The 23,401-nt window shown below is 75.9% G+C and carries 22 protein-coding genes and 1 riboswitch; of the genes, 10 read left to right on the forward strand and 12 right to left on the reverse strand.

All coding sequences use genetic code 11. The features are described 5' to 3' along the window. The first annotated feature begins 35 nt into the window (after positions 1-35). Together SH587_RS12265 and SH587_RS12270 are read left to right on the forward strand one after the other, a co-directional pair. The gene (locus SH587_RS12265; RefSeq protein ID WP_320670906.1) at positions 36-599 is read left to right on the forward strand and encodes an RNA polymerase sigma factor; all 564 of its coding nucleotides are present in this window, start codon (positions 36-38) and stop codon (positions 597-599) included. Beyond that, positions 592-1,512 carry a hypothetical protein gene (locus tag SH587_RS12270; protein ID WP_320670907.1) on the forward strand — a complete coding sequence of 307 codons (921 nt, stop codon included), beginning with the start codon at positions 592-594 and terminating at the stop codon, positions 1,510-1,512. Before SH587_RS12265 ends, SH587_RS12270 begins: the two co-directional genes overlap by 8 nt. A gap of 8 nt (positions 1,513-1,520) precedes the next feature. On the opposite strand, the gene SH587_RS12275 is transcribed toward SH587_RS12270, so the two are convergent. The 3 genes from SH587_RS12275 to SH587_RS12285 form a co-directional block, all read right to left on the reverse strand. After that, positions 1,521-2,309, reverse strand: a complete 789-nt coding sequence (locus SH587_RS12275) for an SGNH/GDSL hydrolase family protein (RefSeq protein WP_320670908.1) — start codon at positions 2,307-2,309, stop codon at positions 1,521-1,523. 35 nt (positions 2,310-2,344) lie between these two features. After that, positions 2,345-3,262 (reverse strand): acyl-CoA desaturase, encoded by a 918-nt coding sequence (locus tag SH587_RS12280; RefSeq protein WP_320670909.1) that lies wholly within the window; start codon positions 3,260-3,262, stop codon positions 2,345-2,347. A gap of 94 nt (positions 3,263-3,356) precedes the next feature. Then, positions 3,357-4,031: a TetR family transcriptional regulator gene (locus SH587_RS12285; protein ID WP_320670910.1), complete on the reverse strand. Its 675-nt coding sequence runs from the start codon at positions 4,029-4,031 to the stop codon at positions 3,357-3,359. Between the two features lie 60 nt (positions 4,032-4,091). On the opposite strand from SH587_RS12285, the gene SH587_RS12290 reads away from it, so the two are divergent. After that, complete coding sequence (locus SH587_RS12290) at positions 4,092-5,285, forward strand: acyl-CoA dehydrogenase family protein (protein ID WP_320670911.1); 1,194 nt, start codon at positions 4,092-4,094, stop codon at positions 5,283-5,285. After that, positions 5,285-6,139 (forward strand): SDR family oxidoreductase, encoded by an 855-nt coding sequence (locus SH587_RS12295; protein ID WP_320670912.1) that lies wholly within the window; start codon positions 5,285-5,287, stop codon positions 6,137-6,139. Before SH587_RS12290 ends, SH587_RS12295 begins: the two co-directional genes overlap by 1 nt. 148 nt (positions 6,140-6,287) lie before the next feature. Here SH587_RS12295 and purU read toward each other — a convergent pair whose 3' ends face one another. From purU to SH587_RS12320, 5 genes are all read right to left on the reverse strand, one after another. Then, positions 6,288-7,226, reverse strand: coding sequence for a formyltetrahydrofolate deformylase (gene purU / locus SH587_RS12300; RefSeq protein ID WP_375341763.1), 939 nt, complete (start codon positions 7,224-7,226; stop codon positions 6,288-6,290). A gap of 146 nt (positions 7,227-7,372) precedes the next feature. Continuing rightward, the gene (locus tag SH587_RS12305) at positions 7,373-8,035 is read right to left on the reverse strand and encodes a hypothetical protein (protein ID WP_320670914.1); all 663 of its coding nucleotides are present in this window, start codon (positions 8,033-8,035) and stop codon (positions 7,373-7,375) included. Positions 8,036-8,146: 111 nt separating this feature from the next. Then, entirely contained in the window at positions 8,147-10,957 is a 2,811-nt protein-coding gene (locus SH587_RS12310; protein ID WP_320670915.1) for an AAA family ATPase, read from the reverse strand. Positions 10,958-11,098: 141 nt separating this feature from the next. Next, complete coding sequence (locus tag SH587_RS12315) at positions 11,099-13,042, reverse strand: acyl-CoA dehydrogenase family protein (protein WP_320670916.1); 1,944 nt, start codon at positions 13,040-13,042, stop codon at positions 11,099-11,101. 210 nt (positions 13,043-13,252) lie between these two features. Further along, positions 13,253-14,071 carry an NlpC/P60 family protein gene (locus SH587_RS12320; protein WP_320670917.1) on the reverse strand — a complete coding sequence of 273 codons (819 nt, stop codon included), beginning with the start codon at positions 14,069-14,071 and terminating at the stop codon, positions 13,253-13,255. Between the two features lie 8 nt (positions 14,072-14,079). Then, positions 14,080-14,247: riboswitch (cyclic di-AMP (ydaO/yuaA leader) on the reverse strand. Between the two features lie 137 nt (positions 14,248-14,384). Here SH587_RS12320 and SH587_RS12325 point away from each other — a divergent pair. From SH587_RS12325 to SH587_RS12335, 3 genes are read left to right on the forward strand one after another with little or no spacing between them, the layout of a single operon-like run. Continuing rightward, positions 14,385-15,020 (forward strand): HD domain-containing protein, encoded by a 636-nt coding sequence (locus SH587_RS12325; protein ID WP_320670918.1) that lies wholly within the window; start codon positions 14,385-14,387, stop codon positions 15,018-15,020. A gap of 11 nt (positions 15,021-15,031) precedes the next feature. Continuing rightward, positions 15,032-16,171: an amidohydrolase family protein gene (locus SH587_RS12330; RefSeq protein ID WP_320670919.1), complete on the forward strand. Its 1,140-nt coding sequence runs from the start codon at positions 15,032-15,034 to the stop codon at positions 16,169-16,171. Positions 16,172-16,196: 25 nt separating this feature from the next. Beyond that, positions 16,197-17,249, forward strand: coding sequence for a DNA topoisomerase IB (locus SH587_RS12335; RefSeq protein WP_320670920.1), 1,053 nt, complete (start codon positions 16,197-16,199; stop codon positions 17,247-17,249). 12 nt (positions 17,250-17,261) lie between these two features. On the opposite strand, the gene SH587_RS12340 is transcribed toward SH587_RS12335, so the two are convergent. After that, the gene (locus SH587_RS12340) at positions 17,262-17,936 is read right to left on the reverse strand and encodes a DUF3159 domain-containing protein (RefSeq protein WP_320670921.1); all 675 of its coding nucleotides are present in this window, start codon (positions 17,934-17,936) and stop codon (positions 17,262-17,264) included. A gap of 30 nt (positions 17,937-17,966) precedes the next feature. After that, positions 17,967-19,157 (reverse strand): methyltransferase, FxLD system, encoded by a 1,191-nt coding sequence (fxlM, locus tag SH587_RS12345; protein WP_320670922.1) that lies wholly within the window; start codon positions 19,155-19,157, stop codon positions 17,967-17,969. 78 nt (positions 19,158-19,235) lie between these two features. Between fxlM and SH587_RS12350 the strand changes: the two genes are divergently transcribed. Continuing rightward, a complete protein-coding gene (locus tag SH587_RS12350; RefSeq protein WP_320670923.1) occupies positions 19,236-20,669 on the forward strand; it encodes an MFS transporter in 1,434 nt (477 codons plus the stop codon). On the opposite strand, the gene SH587_RS12355 is transcribed toward SH587_RS12350, so the two are convergent. Beyond that, positions 20,666-21,610, reverse strand: a complete 945-nt coding sequence (locus tag SH587_RS12355; RefSeq protein WP_320670924.1) for an aldo/keto reductase — start codon at positions 21,608-21,610, stop codon at positions 20,666-20,668. The two genes, SH587_RS12350 and SH587_RS12355, sit on opposite strands and share 4 nt — an antisense overlap. 82 nt (positions 21,611-21,692) lie before the next feature. Here SH587_RS12355 and SH587_RS12360 point away from each other — a divergent pair, with 82 nt between their 5' ends. Continuing rightward, positions 21,693-22,157: a nucleoside 2-deoxyribosyltransferase gene (locus tag SH587_RS12360; RefSeq protein WP_320670925.1), complete on the forward strand. Its 465-nt coding sequence runs from the start codon at positions 21,693-21,695 to the stop codon at positions 22,155-22,157. Positions 22,158-22,270: 113 nt separating this feature from the next. On the opposite strand, the gene SH587_RS12365 is transcribed toward SH587_RS12360, so the two are convergent. After that, positions 22,271-22,882 carry a J domain-containing protein gene (locus SH587_RS12365; protein WP_320670926.1) on the reverse strand — a complete coding sequence of 204 codons (612 nt, stop codon included), beginning with the start codon at positions 22,880-22,882 and terminating at the stop codon, positions 22,271-22,273. 133 nt (positions 22,883-23,015) lie between these two features. Here SH587_RS12365 and mscL point away from each other — a divergent pair, with 133 nt between their 5' ends. After that, positions 23,016-23,378: a large conductance mechanosensitive channel protein MscL gene (gene mscL / locus SH587_RS12370; RefSeq protein ID WP_320670927.1), complete on the forward strand. Its 363-nt coding sequence runs from the start codon at positions 23,016-23,018 to the stop codon at positions 23,376-23,378. Positions 23,379-23,401: the final 23 nt, after the last annotated feature.

Below are 23,401 nucleotides of genomic sequence, written 5' to 3' on the forward strand. Positions count from 1 at the left end.
TCCGATCCGGCCGCGGCCGGCCATGAAGGGGTGAGATGCCGAAGCGCGACCAGCAGCAGGCGCGGATCGAGGCGACGTTCGCGGCCCACTACGGCGCGATCGCCGCCTACCTCCGCCGCCGCTGCCCCGATCCCGACGACGCCGACGACGCCACCGCGCGCGTCTTCGCCGTCGCCTGGCGCCGGATCGACCGGCTGCCGCCCGAGCCCGAGACCCGCCTGTGGCTCTACGGCGTCGCCCGCCGGGTGCTGGCCGAGGACCGCCGCAGCCGTGCCCGCCGGACCCGGCTCGCCGCCCGCAGCGCCGCGCAGCCCGCGCCCGGGCCGGCCGATCCCGCGGACACCGTCCCCCGCGCGCTGCAGCTGCGGGCGGCCTGGCGGGCGCTCTCCGACGGCGACCGCGAGCTGCTCGCGCTGGCCGCCTGGGAGGGCCTGCGGACGGCCGAGATCGCCCGCGTCGTCGGGCTGCCGGCCCCGCTGGTCTCGAAGCGCCTGTCGCGGGCCCGCCGGCGCCTGGCCGACCGGCTCGACGGCCCGGCGTCCGCCCCTTCTCCGTCCCCGTCCCGTCCCCGTCCCCGTGAGGAGCCCGACCATGCCTGACCCGCTCGACCTGCTGCGAACCGCCGATCCCTGCCCGCAGCCGCCGTCGGCCGACGCTCCCGCCGCCCGCGCGATCCTGGCCCGCAGCCTCGCCGCCGCCCGACGGCGTCCGTCGCCGCGTCCGGCGCTCGCGGCCGACGCCGGGCTCGTCGCGGCCACGGCCGCCAGGCCCGTGGCCCACCGGTCGCGGCGGCCCGTGCTCGGCGCCGGCGTCGCGCTGGCCGCGGCCGCGGCGGCGCTGGTGGTGGCCGTCGGTCCCGGCGGCAGCGTCGACGCCCGCGCCGCCGTCCTGCGCGCCGCCGCCGCCCTGCCCGTCGCCGACAGCGGCCGGGTGACGATCGACCAGCGCAACGTCGACGACGCGACCGGCGCCGACCTCGGCAGCAGCCACCAGGAGCTGCGCTTCGACGGCGACGACGTCGCGCTCTCCGGCTCGGGCACGCGGCTGGTCGACGGCCGGCCCCGCCGCGAGCGGCTGGCCGAGGTCCGGCGGGTCGACGGCCGGGTCGCCTGGAACGACGGCCGCGGCTGGCGTCCGGCGCCCGCGGACGGTCCCGCGCTGCTGCCCGACGGCGTCGGCGGCCCCGCCACCCGCGAGGCGGCGCAGGCGCTGGTCGGGGCGCTGCGCGACGTCCGCGCCAGCGGCGGCGCCTACGCGGGGACGATCTCGCACGCGGCGCTGCGGGAGGCCTACGCCCGCTTCGACCCCGCGTCGGTGGCACGGCTGGCCGCGGTCGCGGGGCCGATCGCGGTGCGGGTGGCGGTCGACGCCGACGGGGTCCTGGCCAACGTCCGCTTCACCACCCGCGGGCCCTGGCAGCGGCCGGCCCGCGCCTCGGTGACCAGCGTGCTCGAGCTGGACTACGGGCAGCTCGGCCGGCCGCAGGCGATCGCTGCGCCGCCGGCCGGCTGAGGTCGCGGTCAGCCGCCCAGCACCGGCAGCATCTCGGGCCGCTTGGCCGCGCGGCCGTCGCCCGACGAGCGCCCGGTCAGGCGGCGGCCGATCCACGGGGTCAGGAACTCGCCGGCCCAGCGGGCCTCGGCCACGGCGCGGGCGCGCAGCGAGGCCCGCGCCGCCGGCGGCAGCCCGGCCCGCCAGCCGTCGTCGCTGCCGGGCAGCGCCAGCGCCGCCGCGACCGCGTCGGTGATCCGCTGGTGGCCGTCGGGGTTCGGGTGCAGCCGGTCGCTGCACCAGAGCCGGGCGTCGCGCGCGGCCGGCAGCCGGCCGAGGTCGACCAGCACCGCCCCGGTCCGCTCGGCCAGCCCGCGGAGGCCGTCGTTGAACAGCTCCAGCCGCTCGCGGACCAGCCGCGCCACCGGCGCGAAGGCCGAGAGGTCGGGAAAGGTGATCGTCACCACCGTCGCCCCGGCCGCGATCAGCTGCCGCTGCATCGCCTCCATGTGGGCGAGCACCGTCGGCAGCTCGAACGAGGGCCGGATCACGTCGTTGAGGCCGCCGATCACGCTCGCCAGGTCGGGCTCCAGCGCCAGCGCGGCGTCCAGCTGCTCCTCGCGGATCCGGCCGATCAGCCGCCCGCGGATCGCCAGGTTGGCGTAGCGCGCGGCTGGTTCGGCCTCCGCCAGTCGCGCCGCCAGCCGGTCGGCCCAGCCGCGCTCGCTGCCGTCCGGGTACGGGTCCCCCACGCCCTCGGTGGTGCTGTCGCCGAGGGCGACGAAGCGGGTGAACGTCCGGGGAACGGCGTCGGGCACCGGCCCATTCTGCCGGCCCGCGGTAGCCGGCGGCGTCAGACGCCGTCGGGGGCGACGACCGCGCCCTTGGCCGACGGCAGCAGCTTCTCGGCCTGCCGCTCGCGGCTGATGTAGACCGGCTTGCTCATCAGCCGCAGCCGCACCAGCCCGCGGATCACGAGCGCTGACAGGTCGACCTCGTACCAGCGCATCCCGTGGGCGGCCGAGCGCGGGAAGGCGTGGTGGTTGTGGTGCCAGCTCTCCCCCAGCGACAGCAGCGCCAGGAACGGGTTGTTGCGCGACTCGTCCTCGACGGCGAAGCGGCGGTAGCCCGAGATGTGGCAGATCGAGTTGATGCTCCAGGTCACGTGGTGGAGCAGGAAGACCCGCACCAGCCCGGCCCAGACGAAGGTCTGGAGCCCGCCGGCGAGGGTCCCGTGGTACGCCAGCCCGAGCAGGAAGGGCAGCAGCAGCCCGATCCCGGCGATCAGGAAGAACGCCCGGTCGATCAGCACCAGCCCGCGGTCGCGGAGCAGGTCGGGCGCGTGCTTGGCCGGCAGCCCGCGGTCGGTGCGGGTCGAGAGGAACCAGCCCATGTGGGCGTGGTAGAAGCCGCGCCAGCCCTCGCCGCCGCCGATGTGGGGGCTGTGGGGATCGCCCTCCTGGTCGGTGTGGGCGTGGTGCTTGCGGTGGTCGGCGGCCCAGGTCAGGGCCGGACCCTCGATCGCGGCCGAGCCGGCGATCACGAACGCGTAGCGGACCCACGGCTTGGCCTGGACGGCGCCGTGGGTCAGCAGCCGGTGGTAGCCGATCGTGATCCCGAACGCGGCCACCAGGTAGAGCACCACCGCGACGGCCAGGTCGAACCAGGTGACGGCCGCGTTCCACAGCAGCGCGACCGCGACCAGCGCGCCCAGGAACGGCAGGGCGACCACGGCGATGTTCACGTTGCGCGCCGCGCGGGACAGGTGCATTCGACCACGGTAGGGCCGGCGGTCGGGCGGCGCACCGGCCCGGGCGGTGAAGCGCGGGCCGGTTCTTCATCGCTTCGTGAGCATTTTCGGCCCCTCAGCGGGCCTCCGGGGCGGCGATCCCGTCGAGGACCAGGCGCGTGGTGTGGGCCACGAACCGCTCCACCAGCTCGCCGGTCAGCGGCTGGTCGAAGGTCTGCTCCAGCCACGAGCGGGCGGAGAAGAGGAACTCGCAGATCCCGATCACCGAGAAGAAGAAGAACGTCGGGTCGACCTCGCGGAAGGCGCCCGCCGCCGCCCCGCTCGCCAGCAGCCGCGCGTGCCAGGCGCGGGTCGGGAGCGCGAACGCCGCGCTCAGCCGGGCGACCGTCTCGCCGTCGGCGCGCCGCAGCCGCTCGTCGAGCAGGCCGCTCAGGTAGGGGAAGCGGAGGAAGTTGCGGGCGATCCCGCCGACGTGCCGCTCCATCGTCTCGCGGGCCGGCAGCGCGGCGTCGTCGAGCAGGGCGAGGTCGGCCTGGAAGCTGCCGACGACCCGCTCGACCAGCGCGTCGTAGAGCCCGTCCTTGCTGCCGAAGCAGTACTTGACCATCGCCACGTTGGCTCCCGCGCGACCGCAGATCTCGCTCACCGACGGGCCGCCGCCGCCACGCTCGATCAGCAGCTCGTGGGCGGCCTGCAGCAGCCGCTCGCCGGTCGCCGCCGCCCCGCTCGGCGGTTCGGCCGGCGGCGGCAGCAGGGTCGGTCCCAGGGCGCGTGCGGACGGGGTGGCCACGGCCCGATCGTCGCAGGCCGCTTGACGTTCATCAAATGCTTATTTAGCTTCCCGGGCGTCATGAGCACCCTCACTGCGACGGCCGGGCGCGGCCTCACCGCCGACCAGCGGGAGATCTTCGCCACGGTCGACGCCTTCGCCCGCGACACCCTCCACCCGCTCCAGCAGCGGATGGACGACGAGGAGTGGTGGCCGCCGGAGGTCTTCCCGCGGCTCGGCGAGCAGGGCTTCCTCGGCGTCAACGTCCCCGGCGAGCTGGGCGGCGTCGGCGCCGACTTCGTGACCGAGTGCCTCGTCGTGCAGGCGATCTCGCGCTGGAACCCCGCGGTCGGGCTCTCCTACGCCGCCCACGAGAACCTCTGCCTCGACAACGTCGTGGCCAACGGCAGCGACGAGGTCCGCCGCCGCTACGTGCCCGGGCTCTGCGACGGCACGCTGGTCGGCGCGCTCGGCCTGACCGAGCCCGGCGCCGGCTCCGACGCGCTCGGCGGCATGCGGACCACCGCCGTCCGCGACGGCGACGACTACGTCCTCAACGGGACCAAGCTCTTCATCACCAACGGCACGATCGCCGACGTCGTCCTGACCTACGCCAAGACCAGCCCCGACGCCGGCCCGCGCGGGATCAGCGCCTTCCTGGTCGAGACCGCGACGCCCGGCTTCCGGGTCGAGCAGAAGCTGGTGAAGATGGGCCTCCGCGGCAGCCAGACCGCCGAGCTGGTCTTCCAGGACGTGCGGGTGCCGGCGGCCAACCTGCTCGGCGAGCCGGACCGCGGCGTGGCCGTGGTCATGAACGGGCTCGACCGCGAGCGGGTGGTGATCGCCTTCAACGCGCTCGGGATCGCCGAGCGGGCCCTCGACCTGTCCGTCTCCTACGCCCAGGAGCGGGAGCAGTTCGGCCGTCCGATCGGCGCCAACCAGCTGGTCTCCGGCCAGATCGCCGACATGTACACCGAGCTCGAGGCGCTGCGCTCGTTCGCGCTCGACGTCGCCTTCGAGGTCCAGGAGACCCCCCACGGGACCGCCGCCCAGCAGGTCGCCACCCGCTCGGCCGCGCTGGTGCTGCTGGCCGGACGGACGCTGAACCGGATCAGCGACCGCGGGGTCCAGATCCACGGCGGGGGCGGCTACATCTGGGAGACGGAGATCAACCGCCTCTACCGGACGGCGAAGCTCTACGAGATCGGCGCCGGCACCAACGAGGTCCGGCAGTCGATCGTCGGCTCGAACCTGCTCGGGATCAAGGCTCGCTGATGCCCGCCGCTTCGCGGATCTTCGCCCCCGGCCTGCTCGACGGCCAGGTGGTCCTACTCTCCGGCGGCGGCACCGGGCTCGGCCGCCAGGCGACCCTGGAGCTGGTCGCGCTCGGCGCCCACGTGGCGATCTGCGGCCGCCACGCCGAGCCGCTGGAGGAGACGGTCGCCCTCGCCGGCGCCCGCTGCAGCGCCCACGTCTGCGACATCCGCGAGGAGGACCAGGTCGACGCGCTGGTCGACGAGGTGCTGGCCCGCTACGGCCGGATCGACACGCTGGTCAACAACGCCGGCGGCCAGTTCCTCTCGCCGGCCGAGGAGATCTCGCCGAAGGGCTTCCGGACGGTCACGAACCTGAACGTCAACGGCACCTGGCTGATGACCCACGCGGTCGCCACCAAGGCCTTCATCCCCGCCGGCGAGGACGGCCGCGCCCGCGGCGGCAAGGTGATCTCGACCACGCTCTCGCCCCACAACGGGCTGCCGGGGATGGTCCACAGCTCGGCCGCCCGGGCCGCGGTCGAGAACATGATGCGCGAGCTGTCGGTCGAGTGGGCGCGGTTCGGGATCCGGCTCAACGCGATCGCCGCCGGCCAGTTCGGGACCGACGTCTTCATGACCAAGTACCCGAAGGAGATGGTCGCCGCGGCCGCCGGCCAGGTGCCGATCCAGCGGCTCGGCCGGCCCGAGGAGTACGCCTGGCTGGTCGCCTACCTGGCCTCCCCCGCGGGCGACTTCTTCAGCGGCTCGGTGCTGACGCTCGACGGCGCCCGCGACAACCACGCCGGTCCCTGGCCGCCCGCGGTCCACGTCGACGCCGCCGGCGAGCCGCTGCGCGAGGCCCGCAAGGGCTGACCCGCCCGCCCGCCCGATCGCGATCTCGCCCCCACGCGGCGCGCGAGATCGCGATTCGACGTCGCCGGGACGCACGTTCGTCGTCTCGCGCGGGAGCGCGGGCGCGAGACGACGATTCGCCGGGCCGGGCGCCGCGCGCGAGGGCGCCCTACAGGACGACGGTCGTGGAGTCGTGGACGATCACCCGGTCGGCCGCGTGCCAGGCGACGGCCCGGGCCAGGACCGTCCGCTCGATGTCGCGGCCGACGGCGATCAGCGCCGGCACGTCGTCGCGGTGGCTGACGCGGGCGACGTCCTGCTCGATGATCGGCCCGGCGTCCAGCTCCTCGGTCACGTAGTGGGCGGTCGCGCCGACCAGCTTGACCCCGCGCGAGCGGGCCTGGGCGTAGGGCTGGGCGCCGACGAAGGCCGGCAGGAACGAGTGGTGGATGTTGATCACCGGCACCGCCAGCCGGGCCAGGAAGTCGCCCGAGAGGATCTGCATGTAGCGGGCGAGGATCACCACGTCGACCTGGTCGGCCAGCAGCTCCAGCAGCCGCGCCTCGGCCTCGGGCTTCGTGTCCGGGGACACCGGCACGTGGTGGTACGGGATCCCGAACGCGGCCACGTCGTCGCGCAGGTCCTCGTGGTTGGAGGCCACCAGCGCGACGTCCAGCTCCAGCTCGCCGCGGCGGGTCCGCCAGAGCAGGTCGAGCAGGCAGTGGTCCTCGCGCGAGACCAGGATCGCCGCCCGCTTCGGCCGCGCCGCGTCGTGCAGCGACCAGCTCATCCCGTAGCGCTCGGCGACGCTCTGGGCGAACGCCTGCTCCAGGTGCGCGCGGCGGGCGGCCAGGTCGGGCAGGTGGAAGACCACCCGCATCAGGAAGGTGCCGCCCTCGAGGCTCGTCGACCACTGGTCCGACTGCGCGATGTTCGCCCCGTGGGCGTGCAGCAGCCCGGAGACCGCGGCGACGATCCCGGGACCGTCGGGACAGCGGACGAGCAGCCGCCCGACGTCGGAGCCGGCGGACGGCGGGGTCGCCGCCGCGGGGGTGGGTGGTTCGGGGGCGTCGGGCACGGGCGTCGGTGGTCGCCGGCCGGCGCCGATCGCCGACCGCGGGTCCGCCGTTCCTACCACAGGTCGGGCCGGCGGTCGCGACGGTGGACGGCTGTTCGCCCGCGCCGCGCCGCGCCACGCCCCGGCCGACCCGCCGGGACGTGGCGCGCGCTGGCCACCCCCGCCCGCGCGGCGGCTCAGCCGATCTCGCCGACCGGGACCGCGGTCAGCTTGACCTGGCTGGCGCCGGCGGTCTGGTTGTCGGCGGTGCAGGCGATCCGGACGTTGCCGCCGTCGCCGATCGTCGCCACCCCGTGGAGCGCGACCGGCGTGCGGGCGTTGGCCGCGGCCGCCGACTGGACCAGGACGCTGTCGACGACGGTGCCGCCGACCCGCAGGTCACAGCCGTGGATGTCGGCGTTCTGGGTGAAGAGGGTCAGCTTGCCGGTCACCAGGTAGGCGCCGGCGGGCAGCGCCTTCTCCAGCACGTCGGTGGTGGCGTTGGCCGGCAGGTTCTTGCTGCCGAGCGTCGTCACGAAGACCTTCGCCGGCGTGGCGGGACCGGCCGGGCCCTGCGGTCCGGCGGGACCGGCGGCGCCGGCCGGGCCGGTCGCGCCCTTCAGCGCCGCCACCGCGCTGGTGCTCAGGTCGGCGAGCCCGAGCGAGCGGTTCTTGACGTCGCTGCCGGTCAGCGACGAGTTGCGGATGTCGGCGCCGGTGACGCTCGAGTTCTTGATCTGCTTGCCGCTGATCAGGCCGGCCGCCGTCGCCGTGCCCGAGAGGGCGGCGAAGAGGGCGACGGAGGCGATCACGGTCGACGCCTGCGGGCGGCGACGGCGGCGGGACGGGGCGGTGCTCACGGTGGACTCCTGCGTTCGGGGGGACGTGCTCCTCGGCACGCCCCGCAGGATCGCCGCGGCCCGCCGCGACGGCATGGGGGATCGGCCCCCTGTCCTGGGGGTTGGGGGGGGTCAGAGGGCGTCGGCCAGCGCTCGCCGCGACGGCACGCCGAGCTTCGCGTAGACCCGCGTCAGGTGGTTCTCGACCGTCTTCGGGGTCACGAACAGCTCCTCGGCGATCTCGCGGTTGGTGCGGCCGCCGGCGGCCAGCTCGGCGATCCGCCGCTCGGACGCGGTCAGCTCGTCGAACCGCAGCCGCTTCGGCGGCGCCCCGGCCACCTCCAGCTCGGCCGCGACCGCCTCGGCCGTCCCCCGCGCGCCGCAGCCGAGCGCCACCTCCAGCGCCTGCTCCAGCGCCGCGCGGCCGTCGCGGCGGCGGCCGGCCCGCAGCAGCGCCACCCCGTGGTCGCCGCGCGCCCGCGCCTCCTCGGTCCGCAGGCCCGACCCGGCCAGCGTCGCCACCGCCCGCTCGAGCCCGGCGATCCGGTCGTCGGCCGGGCCGGCCAGCGCCGCCGCCCGCTCGGCGACCCCGAGCGCGCACGGCCGCTCCCAGCTCCGCGCCCAGGCCAGGTGCTCGTCGGCCAGCGCCCGCGCCCGCTCCCGCTCGCCGTCGTCGCCGCCGCGGGCCAGCGTCCGCGCCGCCAGCGCCCGCCAGGCCAGCGCCCGCATCGGCCGGCCGGCGCGGTCGTCCTCCTCCAGCGGCACCAGGTCGGCGGCGACCGCGTCGGGCCGGCCCTCGGCCTCGTGCAGCCGCGCCTTCGCCCACGCGATCCAGCGCATCACGGTCGGCCCGCTCGGGTGGTGCTCCAGCCCGCTGGCGGCCAGGTGCGCCGCCGCGCCGGCCAGGTCGCCCTGGTCGACCAGCGCCAGCACCACGTACGAGGCGTTGACCCCGGCCATCACCGGCGGGATCGCGCCCCCGGCCGCCGCTCGCGCGTCGGCCTCGGCGTCGCGCGGACGGCCCTCGTTCAGGGCCAGCACCGCGCGGGTGCCGAGCGCGCCGGCGGTGGCGAACGCCGAGCCGCGCCGGCGGCCGTCGGCCAGCGCCTGCTCGATCGTCTCGCGCGCCTCGCGGTGGGCCTCGCACGTCAAGAGCGCGTAGGTCGCCATGTACCAGTGCAGGGCCTCGGCGCTGTCCTCGGCCACCAGCCGCCCACCGGCCAGCGCCCGCACGGCCAACGCGACCACCTCGTCGGCCGGCGCCCCGACCGCGTGCCGCTCCTGGGCCAGCAGCGCGAGGATCGTCCGCTCGGCGCGGGTCTCCCCCGGCAGCCCGCGGTGGCGGCCGAGGTCGAGCGCGTGCTCCTGCCCCGAGAGCCAGGCCAGCAGCGCCAGGTCGGCCTCCAGCTGGAGCGCGTCGTCGGCGCCGTCGGGCGGCTGCTCGGCGACCGCCCCGCGGACCAGCTCGCGGGCGGCGTCCATCCCCTGCCCGGCGAAGGCCGCGAAGGCCCGGTCGCGGTGGACGGCGGCCCGGCGGGCGGGCGCCTCCAGCAGCTCCAGCGCCAGGTCCAGGCGGGCGATCCCGTCGGCGAACGCCCCCTGCCGGACCTCGGCCCGGCCCAGCTCGGCCAGCAGCGCGGCCCGCTGATCGGCCGGCGGCGGCTCGACCAGCGCCCGCCGCAGCTGGACCGCGGCGACGTCGGCCGCGCCGGTCCGCAGCGCCCGCTCGGCGGTCCGCCGCAGCAGCCCGACCAGCGCCCCGTCGCCGGTCGCGGCGGCGGCGATCGCGTGCGGGACCAGCGCGTCGTCGCCGGCGCCCTCGTCGCGCAGCACCTCGTAGGCCCGCCGGTGGGCGGCCTCGCGGTCGGAGGGCAGGCAGTCGCCGTCGACCGCCGCCCGCACCAGCGGGTGGACCATCCGCAGCGGCCGTCGCGGCTCCAGCAGCCCGGCCGCGGTCAGCGCGTCGGCGGCGGCCCCGGCGACGTCGAGCGGCAGCCCCGAGATCGCCGCCGCGTGGCGCAGCTCGCCCTCGCCGCCGAGCGTCGCCACCGCCCGCGCCAGCAGCAGCGCCGGCTCGCCCAGGTGGCCCAGCCGCAGCAGCAGCGAGCGGCGGACGGCCAGCGGTCCGGCCTCGGCGACGGTCCCGGCCGCGACCAGGTCGGGCGAGGGGTGGGCCTCGGCCAGCTCGGCCGCCAGCTCGACCAGCAGGAACGGGTTGCCGCCGGTCGCGTGGTCGCAGGCGTCGACCAGCGAGGCCGGCGCCGCCTGGCCGGCGAAGGCCCGTCCCAGCAGCGCGGCGACCCCGTCGGTGGTCAGCGGCTGCGGGCGCAGGAAGAAGGGGTCGGCGGCGGCGAACAGCTCGGCCAGCAGCCGCTGCTGCGACCCGGGCTCGTCGCTGCGGGTGCCAACCAGCACGGCCACCGCCAGCCCGTCGAGCCGCCGGGCCAGGTAGCCGCCGGCCCGCAGCGAGGCCGCGTCACCCCAGTGGGCGTCGTCGAGCAGCAGCAGCAGCGGCCCGTCGTCGGCCAGGTTGGCCACCAGCCACTGGAGCGCGTGGACGATGTCGCCCGAGGGGTCGTGGCCGGGCCCGGCGTCGGTCGGCGGCGGCGCCAGCCCGAGCACGGCGGCGGCCGGCGCGGCCGGTCCGGCCAGCAGCGCGGCCTGCCGCTCGGGCGTGGCGGTCAGCACCGGACGCTCGACCAGCTGGCGGACGACGCCGTACTCCAGCTCCTGCTCGAGGATCCCGCCCCGGGCCCGCAGGACCCGCATCCCCCGCTCGGCCGCGAGGTCGGCGGCGGCCCGCAGCAGCGTGGTCTTGCCGATCCCGGCCGGACCCTCGACGACGGTCAGCGAGCCGTCGCCGGCGCAGGCCCGGTCGAGCCGCGCGGCGATCGCCCGCAGCTCGGCGTCGCGCTCGAGGATCCCGCTGGCCGCCCCCACCACGGGGGAAGCCTAGAGCGGTGGTCAAGGTCGCACGCCGATCGCCGGGCGGCCGGCATGCGACGTTCCCCCACGCCGGCGGGGGCGAACGTCGCACGGCGCGGCGGCTACCCGCCAGCGTGCGACGTTCGCCCCTCGCGCGGATCAGGCGGTGACGGTGGCGTCCTGGCCGCGCTGCGCGGCGGCCTCGGCGTCGAACTCCGGCTGGCGGTAGTTCGCCGGGTCGCCGAACAGCGGGGTCTCCTCGTCGCCGTGCGCGACGCCGGCCTCGATGAACGAGTAGCGGCCCTGGAGGACGCCCTTGGCGACCTGCCGACCCTGCTCATCGTCGTTGTCGCGCAGCTCGGCGAAGAGCCGCTTGGCGCGGCGGCGGGCCTGGGTCGCGAAGGCGTCGGCCAGCTCGTCGATCGCCTCGGCGTTCTGCGGCTGCTCGCCCTTCAGGTGCTCGGCGTAGACGACCGCGGCCGAGATCGAGAACAGCTCGGCGCCGATGTCGACGATCCGGGCCAGGATCCCGGCCCGCTGCTCCAGCTTGGCGCCGTGCTTGCCCATCGCGTAGAAGGTCACGCGGGCCAGCTTGCGGGCGTTGCGCTCGACGAACCGCAGGTGGGTCGCCAGCTCGCCGAACTCGTCGAAGCTGCGCGGGTTCTGGCCCTCGCCGACGGTCAGCTGCGGGAACCACTTGGCGTAGAAGCCGCCGGCCTTGGCCGCCAGCTTCGCCTTCGTCGCGGGACCGCCGTCGCCCTCGATCAGCTCGCCGGCGATCTGCAGGTGCTGGTCGATCGCCTCGCGGGCGATCTGCAGGTGCATGATCTCCGTCGAGCCCTCGAAGATCCGGTTGATCCGCATGTCGCGGAGGGCGCGCTCCAGCGGCACGGCGCGCTCGCCGCGGGCCTTCAGCGACTCGGCGGTCTCGAAGCCGCGGCCGCCGCGGATCTGGACCGCGTCGTCGATCGCCTTCCAGGCCAGCTCGGAGCCGACCAGCTTCGCGATCGCGGCCTCGATCCGGATGTCGGAGCGCTTGGCCTCGGCCAGGCGGGTGGCGACCTCGACGACCGCCTCGGTGCCGAACGCCGTCGCGGTGATGTACGACAGCTTCTGGGCGACCTCGTCGTGCTGGCCGACCGGCTTGCCCCACTGGGCGCGCTCGGAGGCGAACTCGCGCACGACCTTCGCCGCCCACTTGGTGGCGCCGGCGCAGATCGCGGGCAGCGACAGGCGACCGGTGTTGAGGGTCTGGAGCGCGATCTTCAGCCCCTCGCCCTCCTGGCCGATCAGGTTCTCCTTCGGCACGAAGACGTTCTCGAGCCGGGTGACCGAGTTCTCGATCCCCTTCAGGCCCATGAAGCCGTTGCGGTGCTCGACCGTGACGCCCTCGGAGTGGTAGTCGAGGACGAACGCCGAGACGCCGCCGCGGCGGCCCTCGCCCTTCGGCACCCGGGCCATGATCACGACGATGTCGGCGATCGCGCCGTTGGTCGCCCACAGCTTGCGGCCGTTGAGCACGTAGCCGGAGCCGTCGGCGGTCGGGACGGCCGCGCACTGCAGGCGGGCCGGGTCGGAGCCGACGTCGGGCTCGGTCAGGAGGAAGGCGGAGATGTGGTCCTTGGCCACCTTCGGCAGCCACTGCTGCTTCTGCTCCTCGGTGCCGGCGATCATCAGCGGCTCGGCGACGCCGATCGACTGGTGGGCCGAGAGCAGGGCGCCGAGCGCGCCGTGCCAGGTGCCGGCCATCGCCATCGCGCGGCCGTAGGTCATCCGCGAGTGGCCGAGGCCGCCGTACTCCTGCGGGATCTTGATCCCGAACGCGCCCATCGCCTTGAGGCCGTCGATGACCTCGTCGGGGATCTTGGCGTCGCGCTCGATCTGGAGCGGGTCGACCTTCTCCTTCAGGAACGCCTCGAACTCGGCGAGGAACTGCTTGCCGCGCTCGGCCTTCTCCGCGTCCTCCTTGGGCAGCGGATGGATCAGGTCGAGGCGGAAGTCGCCCAGGTAGAGCTCCTTGCCGAAGGAGGGGAGGTTCCAGTCCTGCTCGCGCGCCTCCTCGGCGAACTTGCGGGACTCGGCGCTGGTCGGTTCGGTCGTCATCGGAGGCGGCTCCAGGGATGGATTGACTGGTCAGTCAACATGGAACGGTAGCGAACCGGACGGTCCTCGGCGAGTGTGGAACCACACACGCGACCGCCGGTAGGGTGGTGGCCCGGGCACACCCTCCCCTACCCCGAACGCGGCGACGCCACCCGGGCGGGTGGCGTCGAGGGTCCTGCTCGTGCGCGGGCCGGCGGCCCGCGGTGGCGGTCAGCCGCTGATCCGGCGGGCCCCCACGTAGGCGGAGCCCCAGTAGCTGTCGTTGAGCTTGTGCTCCATCACGCCGTGGGTGGTGGCGGAGATCACCGTCGTCGCGCTGGTCGCGATCCCGACGTGCGAGGCGCCGGGGCCGGCGGTCGAGAAGAAGACGAGGTCGCCCGGCTGGATGTCGGCGCGGTCGACGGCGACGCCGACCTTGAACTGCTCGAAGCTGGTCCGCGGCAGGCTGACGCCGGCCTGCTTGAAGGCCCAGACCATCAGGCCCGAGCAGTCGAAGCCGCCGGGGGCGGTGCCGCCGTTGCGGTACGGGGTGCCGATCTGGCCGCGGGCGGCGGCGATCGCGGCCGCGATCGCGCCGGCGGGGGCGGTCGGGGCCGCCTCGGTCGCGGTGCCGTCGTCGGCGGTCGCGGCCGGCGAGGCGGCGGCCATCTTCGCCTCGATCTTCTCGGCGAAGCGGAGCTTCATCGCCCGCAGCGTCTCGAGGTTCGGGCGGCCGGTGCGGGTCAGGCTCTTCTTGCCCTGGTAGCGCTTGATCGCGCTGCGGGTCCGGCTGCCGAGGGCACCGTCGGCGCGGACCTTGACCCGGCGCTGGACGCTCTTGGTCTGCGAGCGGGTCAGCTTCACCGTCTTCGTCGTCGAGACCGTGCTCGTCGGCGCCGCGGTCGGGCTCGCGGCGGCCGTGCTGGCCGTCGTGTTCGCCTGGCCGCCGGCACCGAGGCCGCCCGAAGCGGGCTGGTCGGCGAGCGCCGGGGTCGCGAGTCCGAGCGTGAGGGCGGCCGCGAGCGCGGCGCCACGGGTGAGGGGTGTCACGGGGGGGTCTGCTCTCTTTCGTCGGCCTACGGGGTTAGCTGACGGGCTGGCGCAGAAAGAGCAGCGCCTCCACCATTCGGTGGATTCGCCCCGAGCAGGACGGCCGTGCGGCCATCCCGTCCAGTGGGTCCCCCGTTCGCCGGCCTTCGTCGCCGGCGATTCGGCTCGCAGCACCGTAGCAAGGCCGTCGCCGGGAACGCGGTGGTTCCTGCCCGATCGCGCCGATTCTTCGGTTGCGAGTGGCGACGCGCCACGATGGTCGCGCCCCTGCGTGGCCCGGCCGGCGGTCCGGACCCGCTACGGTCGGTCCGCGATGCGGGGTGACCTGTACGGGCGGTTCGCCGGGATCTGCGGCGACTGCGGGTGGACCGGCCGGACCGAGGACGTCTTCGACCTGCTCTGGGACGCCTACTCCCAGCCGCACCGGCGCTACCACGACGTCGACCACCTGGATCACGTCCTGCGCGAGGTCGACCGGCTGACGCCCGACGGCGCCGGCCCCGCGGACCGGACCGCGGTGGTGCTGGCCGCGTTCTTCCACGACGTCGTCCACGACCCGCGGCGGGCCGACAACGAGCGCCGCTCGGCCGACCTCGCGCGGCGGGTGCTGGAGCAGCGCGGGGTGGCGCCGGCGACGGTCGCCGTCGTGGTCGCGGCGATCCTGGCCACCGACCCCGCCCACGACGGCGAGCGCGACCTGGTCGCCCGCTGGCTGGGCGACGCCGACCTGGCGGTGCTGGCCGGCCCCGCGCCCGACTACGACCGCTACGTCGCCCGCGTGCGGGCCGAGTACGCCCACGTGCCCGACGCGCAGTGGACGAGCGGGCGGGCCGCGGTCCTGCGACAGCTGCTCGACCGCGCGCGGCTCTTCGCCCTGCCCGGCCAGGAGCAGGCCGAGCGGGCGGCCCGCGGCAACCTGCGGCGCGAGCTGGCGGCGCTGACCGCCTAGTCTCCGTCGCGATGCCGCTCCGCCCCGCCGCCGAGGACCTGATCGCCCTCTACCGGGCCGCGGCCGCCGCGGTCGGCGAGGACCTGCCCTGGTTCGACGCCCACACCCACGTCGGCCAGAACGACCCCGACGGGCAGACCGCGACCGCCGAGGAGATCCTGGCCGGGCTCGACGCCGCCGGCCACCGGCGGGCGCTGACCTTCGCGATGCACGAGCCGGACGGCTACGGCGCCGCCAACGACGAGGTGCTGCGGGCCGCGGCGGCCTCGGACGGGCGGCTGCTGGCGCTGGCGCGGGTGGCGCCGACGGTCGACGGGGCCCTCGACGAGGCCCGCCGCTGCCTCGACGCGGGGGCGCGCGGGTTCAAGCTCCACCCCCGCAGCGACGCCTTCGCCCTCACCCACCCGGTGGTCGAGCAGGTGGTCGCGCTGGCCGCCGAGCGGCGCCTGCCGGTGCTCTTCCACGCCGGCCGCGGGATCCCCCAGCTCGGCGCCGCCGCGACCGCGCTGGCCGAGCGCCACCCCGGCGCCCGCCTGATCCTGGCCCACGCCGGGATCAGCGACCTCGGCGACCTGGCCCCGGCGGCGGCGCGGCTGCCGAACCTCTTCTTCGACACCTCCTGGTGGCACCCCTCGGACCTGCTGCAGCTGTTCGCGACGATCCCGCCCGGCCGGATCCTCTACGCCAGCGACATGCCCTACGGCCCCGGGATGTTCTCCGCCTTCGCCTTCCTCCGCTGCGCCGCCGCCGTCGGCACCCCGATCGAGGCCCTGCGCGAGATGGCCGGCGGCCAGCTGGCGCGGGTGCTGGCCGGCGACGACCCGGTCGAGCTGGGGCCGGCTCCCGGCGTCGCGACCCTCGGCGCCCGCTGGATCGAGGGCGAGCGGGTGGCGTCGTACGCCGCCGTCGCGCTCCAGCTGGCCTTCAACGGGGTCGACCCGGGCGAGCCGATCGCGCTCGCCCGCTACGCCACCCAGATCGCCCCCGAGGCCCCCCAGGCCCCGCTGCTGGGGCTGGTCGACCGGCTGCTGGCGCGGGCCCAGGAGCGGCTGGCCGCCGGCGCCGACGGGCTCGACGCGCTCGGCAGCGTGCTGGCCGCCGGCTTCCTGGCCGCGACGCCCGGCGCCGGCGTCCCCGACGTGGCGCTCTAGCGGCGAGCGGGTAGAGGGCGCCGCGATGCCGCGCCTGCGCCGATCCGACCCCGCCGAGCCCGGGATCGCGCGCGTCGGCGCCGGTCGCGGGTTCTTCTACCGCGACCCCGAGGGTCGCCGGATCCGCGACGAGGCGACGCTGGAGCGGATCGCCGCGCTGGCGATCCCGCCCGCCTGGCGCGAGGTCTGGATCTGCCCCGACCCGCTCGGCCACCTGCAGGCCGTCGGCTACGACGCGGCCGGCCGCCGCCAGTACCGCTACCACGAGCGCTGGCGGGCCCGTCGCGACCAGCAGAAGTTCGACCGGGTGCTGGAGCTGGCCGGGCGGCTGCCGCAGCTGCGGGCGGCGCTGCGCAGCGACCTCCGCCGCGAGGGGATGCCGCGCGAGCGGGCGCTGGCCTGCGCCGTGCGGCTGCTCGACCTCGGCGTCTTCCGGATCGGCAGCGAGCGCTACGCCGAGCAGCACGAGACCTACGGCCTGGCCACGCTGGAGCGGCGGCACGTGCGGATCGAGGACGACGAGCTGGTCTTCGACTACCCCGCCAAGGGCGGCCAGCGGCGGATCCTGGCGATCACCGACGACGCCTCGCTGGAGGTCGTCCGCACGCTCCGCCGGCGGCGCGGCGGCAGCGACCGGCTGCTGGCCTTCAAGGACGGCCGCCGCTGGCGCGACCTCGGGCCCGACGACGTCAACGGCTACCTGCGGGAGCACGCCGGCGAGTGCAGCGCCAAGGACTTCCGGACCTGGAACGGGACCGTCCTGGCCGCGCTGGCGATCGCCGAGCGGGCCGCCCCCGGCCAGCGCCGCAGCGCCCGCGAGCGCGCGATCCGCGACACGATCGCCGGCGTCGCGGCGGTGCTCGGCAACACGCCGGCGGTCGCCCGCGACGCCTACGTCGACCCGCGCGTCTTCGACCGCTACCGCTCGGGCTGGACGATCGCCGCCCGCGTCGCCGAGCTGGGCGGACCGGAGGCGTTCGCCGACCCCGAGGGTCGGATCGCGATCGAGGACGCGGTCCGCGACCTGATCGACGACGCCCGCGACGACTCCCCCGCGCTGGCCCGCGTCAACGGCTGAGCGGCCGCGGGGTCAGCTGCCCGAGGGTGCGGCCGGCGCGACCGCGTGCGGCGCCCCGCGGCGGACGACCAGCCAGGTCAGCCAGAGGCCGAGCGCGAAGAGCGGGATCCCCATCGCCACCCGCGCGACCCCGAGCGCGACGAGCGCCCCGGCCAGGTAGAGCGGCAGCTGGACGGCCAACCGGGTCAGGAACAGCCCGACCCAGATCCAGCTCGCCCGCGTGTAGGTCTGGAGCAGCGCCGGGTCCTTGCGCCAGCCCGAGCCCTGCTGGGTCATCGTCGCCACCAGCACCCCGATCAGCGGCCAGCGGACGAGGATCGAGATCAGGTAGCCGGCGGCGTAGGCCAGGTTGGCCAGCAGCCCGGGCAGGAAGAAGTCCTCGGCCTTGCCGGTCCGCGAGACGACGAAGCCGGCGAGCGCGATCCCGAACAGCCCCGAGAGCGCGAACTGGAGGGTCTGGCCGCGGACGATCCGGGCGATCGTCAGCACCACGCCGAGCGCGACGGCGAGGATCGCCGCCAGCCGCGTGTCCTGGCCGCTGGCCGTGTAGGCGGCGACGAAGACCGCCGCCGGCAGCGCCGACTCGGCGATCCCCAGCGGGCCCCCGACCGCCTCGACGATCGACGGCGGGTGGGCCGTCTCGGCGCTCGGGCCGGCGGGGCGTTCGGCGGTCTCGGCGGGCTCCACGACCGGGTCAGGGTAGCGGCGCGGCGCCGCTCACCAGCGCACGAGCGCGCGCGGGGGCCCCGACGACCGCTCGTCGGCGTCCCCGTCGCCGGCGACCGGGACCAGGATCGTCGCCTCGTCGCTGGCCGGTCGGCCGCCGGCGGCCCAGGCCCGGACGGCGTCGGCCAGCCGCGCCGCCAGCGGGCCCGCGCCGGCACCGTAGGGCCGCGCCGCGAGCGCGATCCGCCCCGCCCCCGCGCGGCCGTCGCGCTCGAGGATCGCGAAGCCGGTCTCGCCGAGCAGTGCCAGCCCGCCGCCGCGGTCGGCCGGCCGCGGCGCCCGCCGCGGACGGCCCGGCTCGAGCAGCAGCCGCCCGACGTCGCCCGCGCCGGTGGCCAGCCACAGCGCCAGCCCGCCCCACAGCTCGTGGGCGGCGACGGCGACCCCGCAGGCGACCGCCGGCCCGGGCGCGCCGAGCGCCGCGGCCAGCGCCTCGCCGTCGAGCGGCCGCTGGTCGGGCGCCTCCAGCGCGACCCCCGCCCGCAGCGGCGCCCGGGAGCGGCGACCGGCCGCCCGCGCCCCGCGCAGCGGCATGAACGCGCAGTCGCGGACCGAGCGGCTGACGAGCCCGCCGCCGGCCGCCGCCTCCAGCGCCAGCGACCGCTGGACCGCGCCCAGCGCCAGCGGCAGCACGATCCGCCCGCCGGCCGCCAGCTGCGCGGTCCAGGCCGGCTCGACCGCGTCGGTGGCGACGGTCAGCTCGATCCGGTCGTAGGGCGCGTCGGGCGGCCAGCCGAGCGCGCCGTCGCCCGCCACCACCGTCACCCGCTCGGCGCCGGCGTCGGCCAGGTGCTGCCGCGCCCCGCGCACCAGGTCGTCGTCGAGGTCGACCGTCGTCACCCGTCCGCCGGGTCCGCACAGCTCGGCCAGCAGCGCCGCGTTGTAGCCGGTCCCGGCGCCGATCTCGAGCACGCGCTGGCCGGGCGCGACCGCCAGCTGCTGGAGCATCACCGCCATCATCCCCGGCTGCGACGAGGAGCTGATCGCGTGGCCGCCGGCGTCCCACTTGGTGGCGATCACCGCGTCGCGGTAGGCGGCGGCCGCCGGGCCGGGCACGAACCGGTGGCGCGGCACCCGCAGCAGCGCCGCGGCGACGGCGTCGTCGGTCAGGACCCCCTCGCTCGCCAGCCGCTCCACCAGCCGCCGGCGGAGGGTCGCGAGCTGGGCGCTCGCGGGGTGCATCGTTTCAGTGTGCATACTGGGAGGTCGTCGCGCGAGCGTTCCGTGCGACGTCACGTCCCCCCGACGGTTGCCTGGCCCATGAAGACTTCTCGCCCATCACCCAACGTCACCCTCGCCGTGCTCGTGCTCGCGGGCATCGTCTACGCGCTGCTGCAGTCGCTGGTCGCGCCCGCGCTGCCCGACATCCAGCACGCGACCGGCGCCTCGGAGAGCACGGTCAGCTGGGTGCTGACCGCGTTCCTGCTCAGCGCCTCGGTGCTGACCCCGATCCTCGGCCGGCTGGGCGACATCCACGGCAAGGAGCGGGTGCTGCTGGGCGTCCTGATCACCTTCGGGATCGGCGCGCTGATCTCGGCCGTCGCCAGCTCGATCGAGCTGCTGATCGTCGGCCGGATCGTCCAGGGCGCCGGCGGCGGCATCTTCCCGCTGGCGTTCGCGATCATCCGCGACGAGTTCCCGCGCCACAAGGTCGCCGGCAGCATCGGGCTGGTCTCGTCGCTGCTGGGGATCGGCGCCGGGGCCGGCGTCGTGCTGGCCGGCGTGGTCGTCGAGCAGTTCTCCTACCACTGGCTGTTCTGGTTCCCGCTGGCGATGATCGTCGTCGCCGCCTGGGCCACCTGGCGCTACGTGCCCGAGTCGCCGGTGACCGCCCCCGGCCGGATCAGCTGGCTCGGGGCGGGGCTGCTCTCGACCGGGCTCGCGATGGTGCTGCTGGCCTTCAGCCAGGCGTCGAGCTGGGGCTGGGGCTCGCCGCGGACGCTGGGCCTGATCGCGCTCGGCCTGGTCGTGCTGGGGGCCTGGGTCCGCAGCGAGCTGCGGGTGCGGCATCCGCTGGTCGACATGCGGGTGATGCGGATCCGCGGCGTCTGGACCACCAACCTCGTCGCGCTGCTGGTCGGCGTCGGGATGTACTCCTCGTTCATCCTCATCCCCCAGCTCGTCCAGGAGCCCGAGAGCACCGGCTACGGCTTCGGCGCGTCGGTCACCCAGGCGGGGCTGTTCCTGCTGCCGGCGACGATGACCCAGCTGCTGGTCGGCCCGATGGCGGGCTGGATCGAGCGCCGCTTCGGCTCGAAGTCGGCGCTGATCGCCGGCACGATCTTCGCCGCCAGCGCCTACCTGCTGCTGTGGCTGGCCCACGAGCAGGCCTGGCAGATCTACCTGGCCAGCGCGCTGATGGGTGCCGGCATCGGCCTCGCGTTCGCGGCGATGGCGAACCTGATCGTGACCGCGGTGCCGCAGGACCAGACCGGGGTCGCGACCGGGATGAACACCGTCACCCGGACCGTCGGCGGCGCGCTCGGCGCCCAGCTGGCCGGCACCTTCCTGGCCGGCCAGGTGGTCGCCGCCACCGGGCTGCCGGGCGAGACCGGCTTCGAGCTCGGCTTCGCGATGTGCGCGGTGGCGCTGCTGGTGGCGATCGGGGTCGGCACGCTGATCCCCGGCCGCCACGACCGCGACGGCGACGCGACCGTGCCCGCCGGGGCGCTGGCCGAGCCCGGCGCGGCCTAGCGGGCGACCGGCGCCGAGGCCGCGTCGAGCCGCGCCAGCTGGGCGTCGTCGAGCCGCAGCCGGGCGCCCTCCAGCAGCGGCTGCAGCTGCTCGACGGTGCGGGCGCTGGCGATCGGCGCCACCACCGTCGGCTGGGCGGCGAGCCAGGCGATCGCGACCGCCGTCACCGAGCTGTCGTGCTCGGCCGCGACCGCGTCGAGGGCGGCCAGCACCCCGCGCCCGCGGTCGTCCAGGTACTCCAGCGCCGAGGCGGCCCGCGGGCTGTCGCCGGGCGCGGCCGGGTCGCGGTACTTGCCGGTCAAGAAGCCCTTGGCCAGCGCCCAGTAGGGCAGCACGCCGAGCCGCTCGCGCTCGGCGATCTCGCGCTTGGCGCCCTCGAACTCGGCCCGCTCGACCAGGTTGTAGTGCGGCTGGAGGGCGACCCACGGCGCCAGCCCCTCGCGCTGCTGGATCGCGAGCGCCTCGCTCAGCCGCTCGGCGCTGTAGTTCGAGCCGGCGATCCAGCGCACCTTGCCGTCGCGGACCAGCTGGTCGAACGCCCGTAGCGTCTCCTCCAGCGGCGTCTCCGCGTCGTCGAAGTGGGCGTAGTACAGGTCGATGTGGTCGGTCCCGAGCCGCCGCAGCGAGTCCTCGGCGGCGGCGATCACGTTGTCGTGGCCGAGCCCGAGCCGGGCCGGGTGCTGCGAGACCTTGGTCGCGATCACGACGTCCTCGCGCCGGCGCCCGCGCAGCCACGAGCCGATGATCCGCTCCGACTCGCCGCCCTCGTGGCCGGGCACCCAGGCCGAGTACGAGTCGGCCGTGTCGACGAAGTTGCCGCCGGCGTCGGCGAAGGCGTCGAGCACCTGGTGCGACTGGCGCTCGTCGGCGGTCCAGCCGAAGACGTTGCCGCCGAGGTTGAGGGGGAAGACGTCGAGGTCGCTGGTACCGATCCGGGGCATGCGCTCGACGCTAGCAACGGCGCCCGGGCGTCCCGGCGGGGCGGGGATCGCGACCGCCGCCGGCGCCGCTAGCGTCCCCGCCATGGGCCGTCCCCGCTGCTACGTCGCCAGCCCGCTCGGGTTCTCCGAGGCGACCCGCGACTGGTACCGCGACGTGCTGCTGACCGCGCTCGCCGAGCTGGTCGAGCCGGTCGATCCGTGGGCGCTCAGCGACGAGGCCGAGTTCGCCGCGGCGGCGGCCGCCGGCCGGCAGCGGGAGTGGGCGCTCGAGGTCGGCCGCCGCAACGCCGAGGCGATCCGCTCCTGCGCGCTGCTGGTCGCCCACCTCGACGGGCAGGAGCCGGACAGCGGCACGGTCGCCGAGGTCGGCTACGCCTGCGGTCTCGGGCGCCGCTGCTACGGGATCCGCAGCGATCTGCGGCAGGCCGGCGAGGCGGGCGTGCCGCTGAACCTGCAGGTGGTGGCCTTCATCGAGGCCTCGGGCGGCGCGGTCGAGCCGTCGACCAGCGCACTGGTCGCGCGGCTGCGCGCCGATCTGCCGCTCTGAGCGCGCGCGGCGCTCAGATGGCGGAGGTGGCCAGGTTGATCCCGTAGGCGAGGGTGACCAGGCCCAGCAGGACCCCGACGAAGAGCGACCAGTCGTCCATAGCGCCGAGGATCCTAGTCCGCCGGGCGGTCGTCCGTCGGCTGGGGGTCGAGCGCCGCCCGCCGGACGATCGCGGCGGCCGTCTCCGGGGCCAGCTCGCCGAAGCTCGTCCGCCGTCCGCGGCGGTCCTCCAGCACCACCTGGGCCCGCCGCCGCCACGGCCGCGGGCCGCGCACCCGGGCCTCGCGGAGGTCGCGCAGCCGCAGCTCGCGGACGCGGTGGACCGGGGCGTCGTCGAGCAGCCACAGCAGCCGCCGGTCGGTCACCGCCAGCACCGTCTGGGGACTGGCCCAGGTCGCCGTCGGGACCACCAGGCCGACCGCCTCGCCGGCCTCCAGCGCCTGCCGCAGCTCGCGCCCGAGCGCCCGCCGCAGGGCGGGCGCCAGGCCGTCCCCACGGGCCGACGGCGGGGCCGTCGCGGCCACGCCGGCCGCCACCGCTCCGCGGGTCAGGGCCGCGTAGGCCGCGTTGATCAGGGCCATCCGGTCGTCGCCGGCCTGGGTCCGGCCGGCGTCCGGGTGCCACTGCTTGGCCAGCCGGCGGAAGGCGGCGGTCAGCTCGTCGGGCGACGCTCCCGGCGGCACGCCGAGCACCTCGCGGGGATCGACGCCGCTGCGGCCGTCCACCCCGCCATCGTGGCAGGTGGCGACCAGCCGCCGCCCGGCGAGCAGGGAACGGCGTACGCCCACCGAATGTTCGCCGCGAGCGGTGGAGATGGGTTCCCCGTTCAGTCCCTGCACCCCACCCCACCACCATCACATGCTCAAAGAGCTGAAGGAGTTCCTGTTCAAGGGCAACCTCGTCGACGTCGCGGTCGCGTTCATCCTCGCGACGGCGTTCGGCCTGGTCGTCAAGTCGCTGGTCGACGACATCCTGATGCCGATCATCGCGGCGATCGTCGGCAAGCCCACGTTCAACGACATCGTGATCAACATCGGTGACGCGAAGATCATGATCGGGACGTTCATCACGTTCCTGATCAACTTCATCATCATCGGGACGGTCCTCTTCTTCATCGTCAAGGCGATCACCCGCGTGATGAAGAAGGAGGAGGCCGAGGAGGGCCCCTCCGACGAGGTCGTGCTGCTGACCGAGATCCGCGACGCGCTCGCGCGCCGCTAGCAGGACCCGCTCCGGGTTCGCGC

It is taken from the genome of Patulibacter defluvii (assembly GCF_034096925.1).
Lineage (GTDB): Bacteria > Actinomycetota > Thermoleophilia > Solirubrobacterales > Solirubrobacteraceae > Patulibacter > Patulibacter defluvii.

Bases quoted from the DNA above. Each gene is read 5' to 3' on its own strand.
- SH587_RS12265 (WP_320670906.1), top strand. From the start codon at position 36: ATGCCGAAGCGCGACCAGCAGCAGGCGCGGATCGAGGCGACGTTCGCG.
- SH587_RS12270 (WP_320670907.1), top strand. From the start codon at position 592: ATGCCTGACCCGCTCGACCTGCTGCGAACCGCCGATCCCTGCCCGCAG.
- SH587_RS12280 (WP_320670909.1), bottom strand. From the start codon at position 3,262: ATGCACCTGTCCCGCGCGGCGCGCAACGTGAACATCGCCGTGGTCGCC.
- SH587_RS12290 (WP_320670911.1), top strand. From the start codon at position 4,092: ATGAGCACCCTCACTGCGACGGCCGGGCGCGGCCTCACCGCCGACCAG.
- SH587_RS12295 (WP_320670912.1), top strand. From the start codon at position 5,285: ATGCCCGCCGCTTCGCGGATCTTCGCCCCCGGCCTGCTCGACGGCCAG.
- SH587_RS12315 (WP_320670916.1), bottom strand. From the start codon at position 13,042: ATGACGACCGAACCGACCAGCGCCGAGTCCCGCAAGTTCGCCGAGGAG.
- SH587_RS12325 (WP_320670918.1), top strand. From the start codon at position 14,385: ATGCGGGGTGACCTGTACGGGCGGTTCGCCGGGATCTGCGGCGACTGC.
- SH587_RS12330 (WP_320670919.1), top strand. From the start codon at position 15,032: ATGCCGCTCCGCCCCGCCGCCGAGGACCTGATCGCCCTCTACCGGGCC.
- SH587_RS12335 (WP_320670920.1), top strand. From the start codon at position 16,197: ATGCCGCGCCTGCGCCGATCCGACCCCGCCGAGCCCGGGATCGCGCGC.
- fxlM (WP_320670922.1), bottom strand. From the start codon at position 19,157: ATGCACCCCGCGAGCGCCCAGCTCGCGACCCTCCGCCGGCGGCTGGTG.
- SH587_RS12350 (WP_320670923.1), top strand. From the start codon at position 19,236: ATGAAGACTTCTCGCCCATCACCCAACGTCACCCTCGCCGTGCTCGTG.
- SH587_RS12355 (WP_320670924.1), bottom strand. From the start codon at position 21,610: ATGCCCCGGATCGGTACCAGCGACCTCGACGTCTTCCCCCTCAACCTC.
- SH587_RS12360 (WP_320670925.1), top strand. From the start codon at position 21,693: ATGGGCCGTCCCCGCTGCTACGTCGCCAGCCCGCTCGGGTTCTCCGAG.
- mscL (WP_320670927.1), top strand. From the start codon at position 23,016: ATGCTCAAAGAGCTGAAGGAGTTCCTGTTCAAGGGCAACCTCGTCGAC.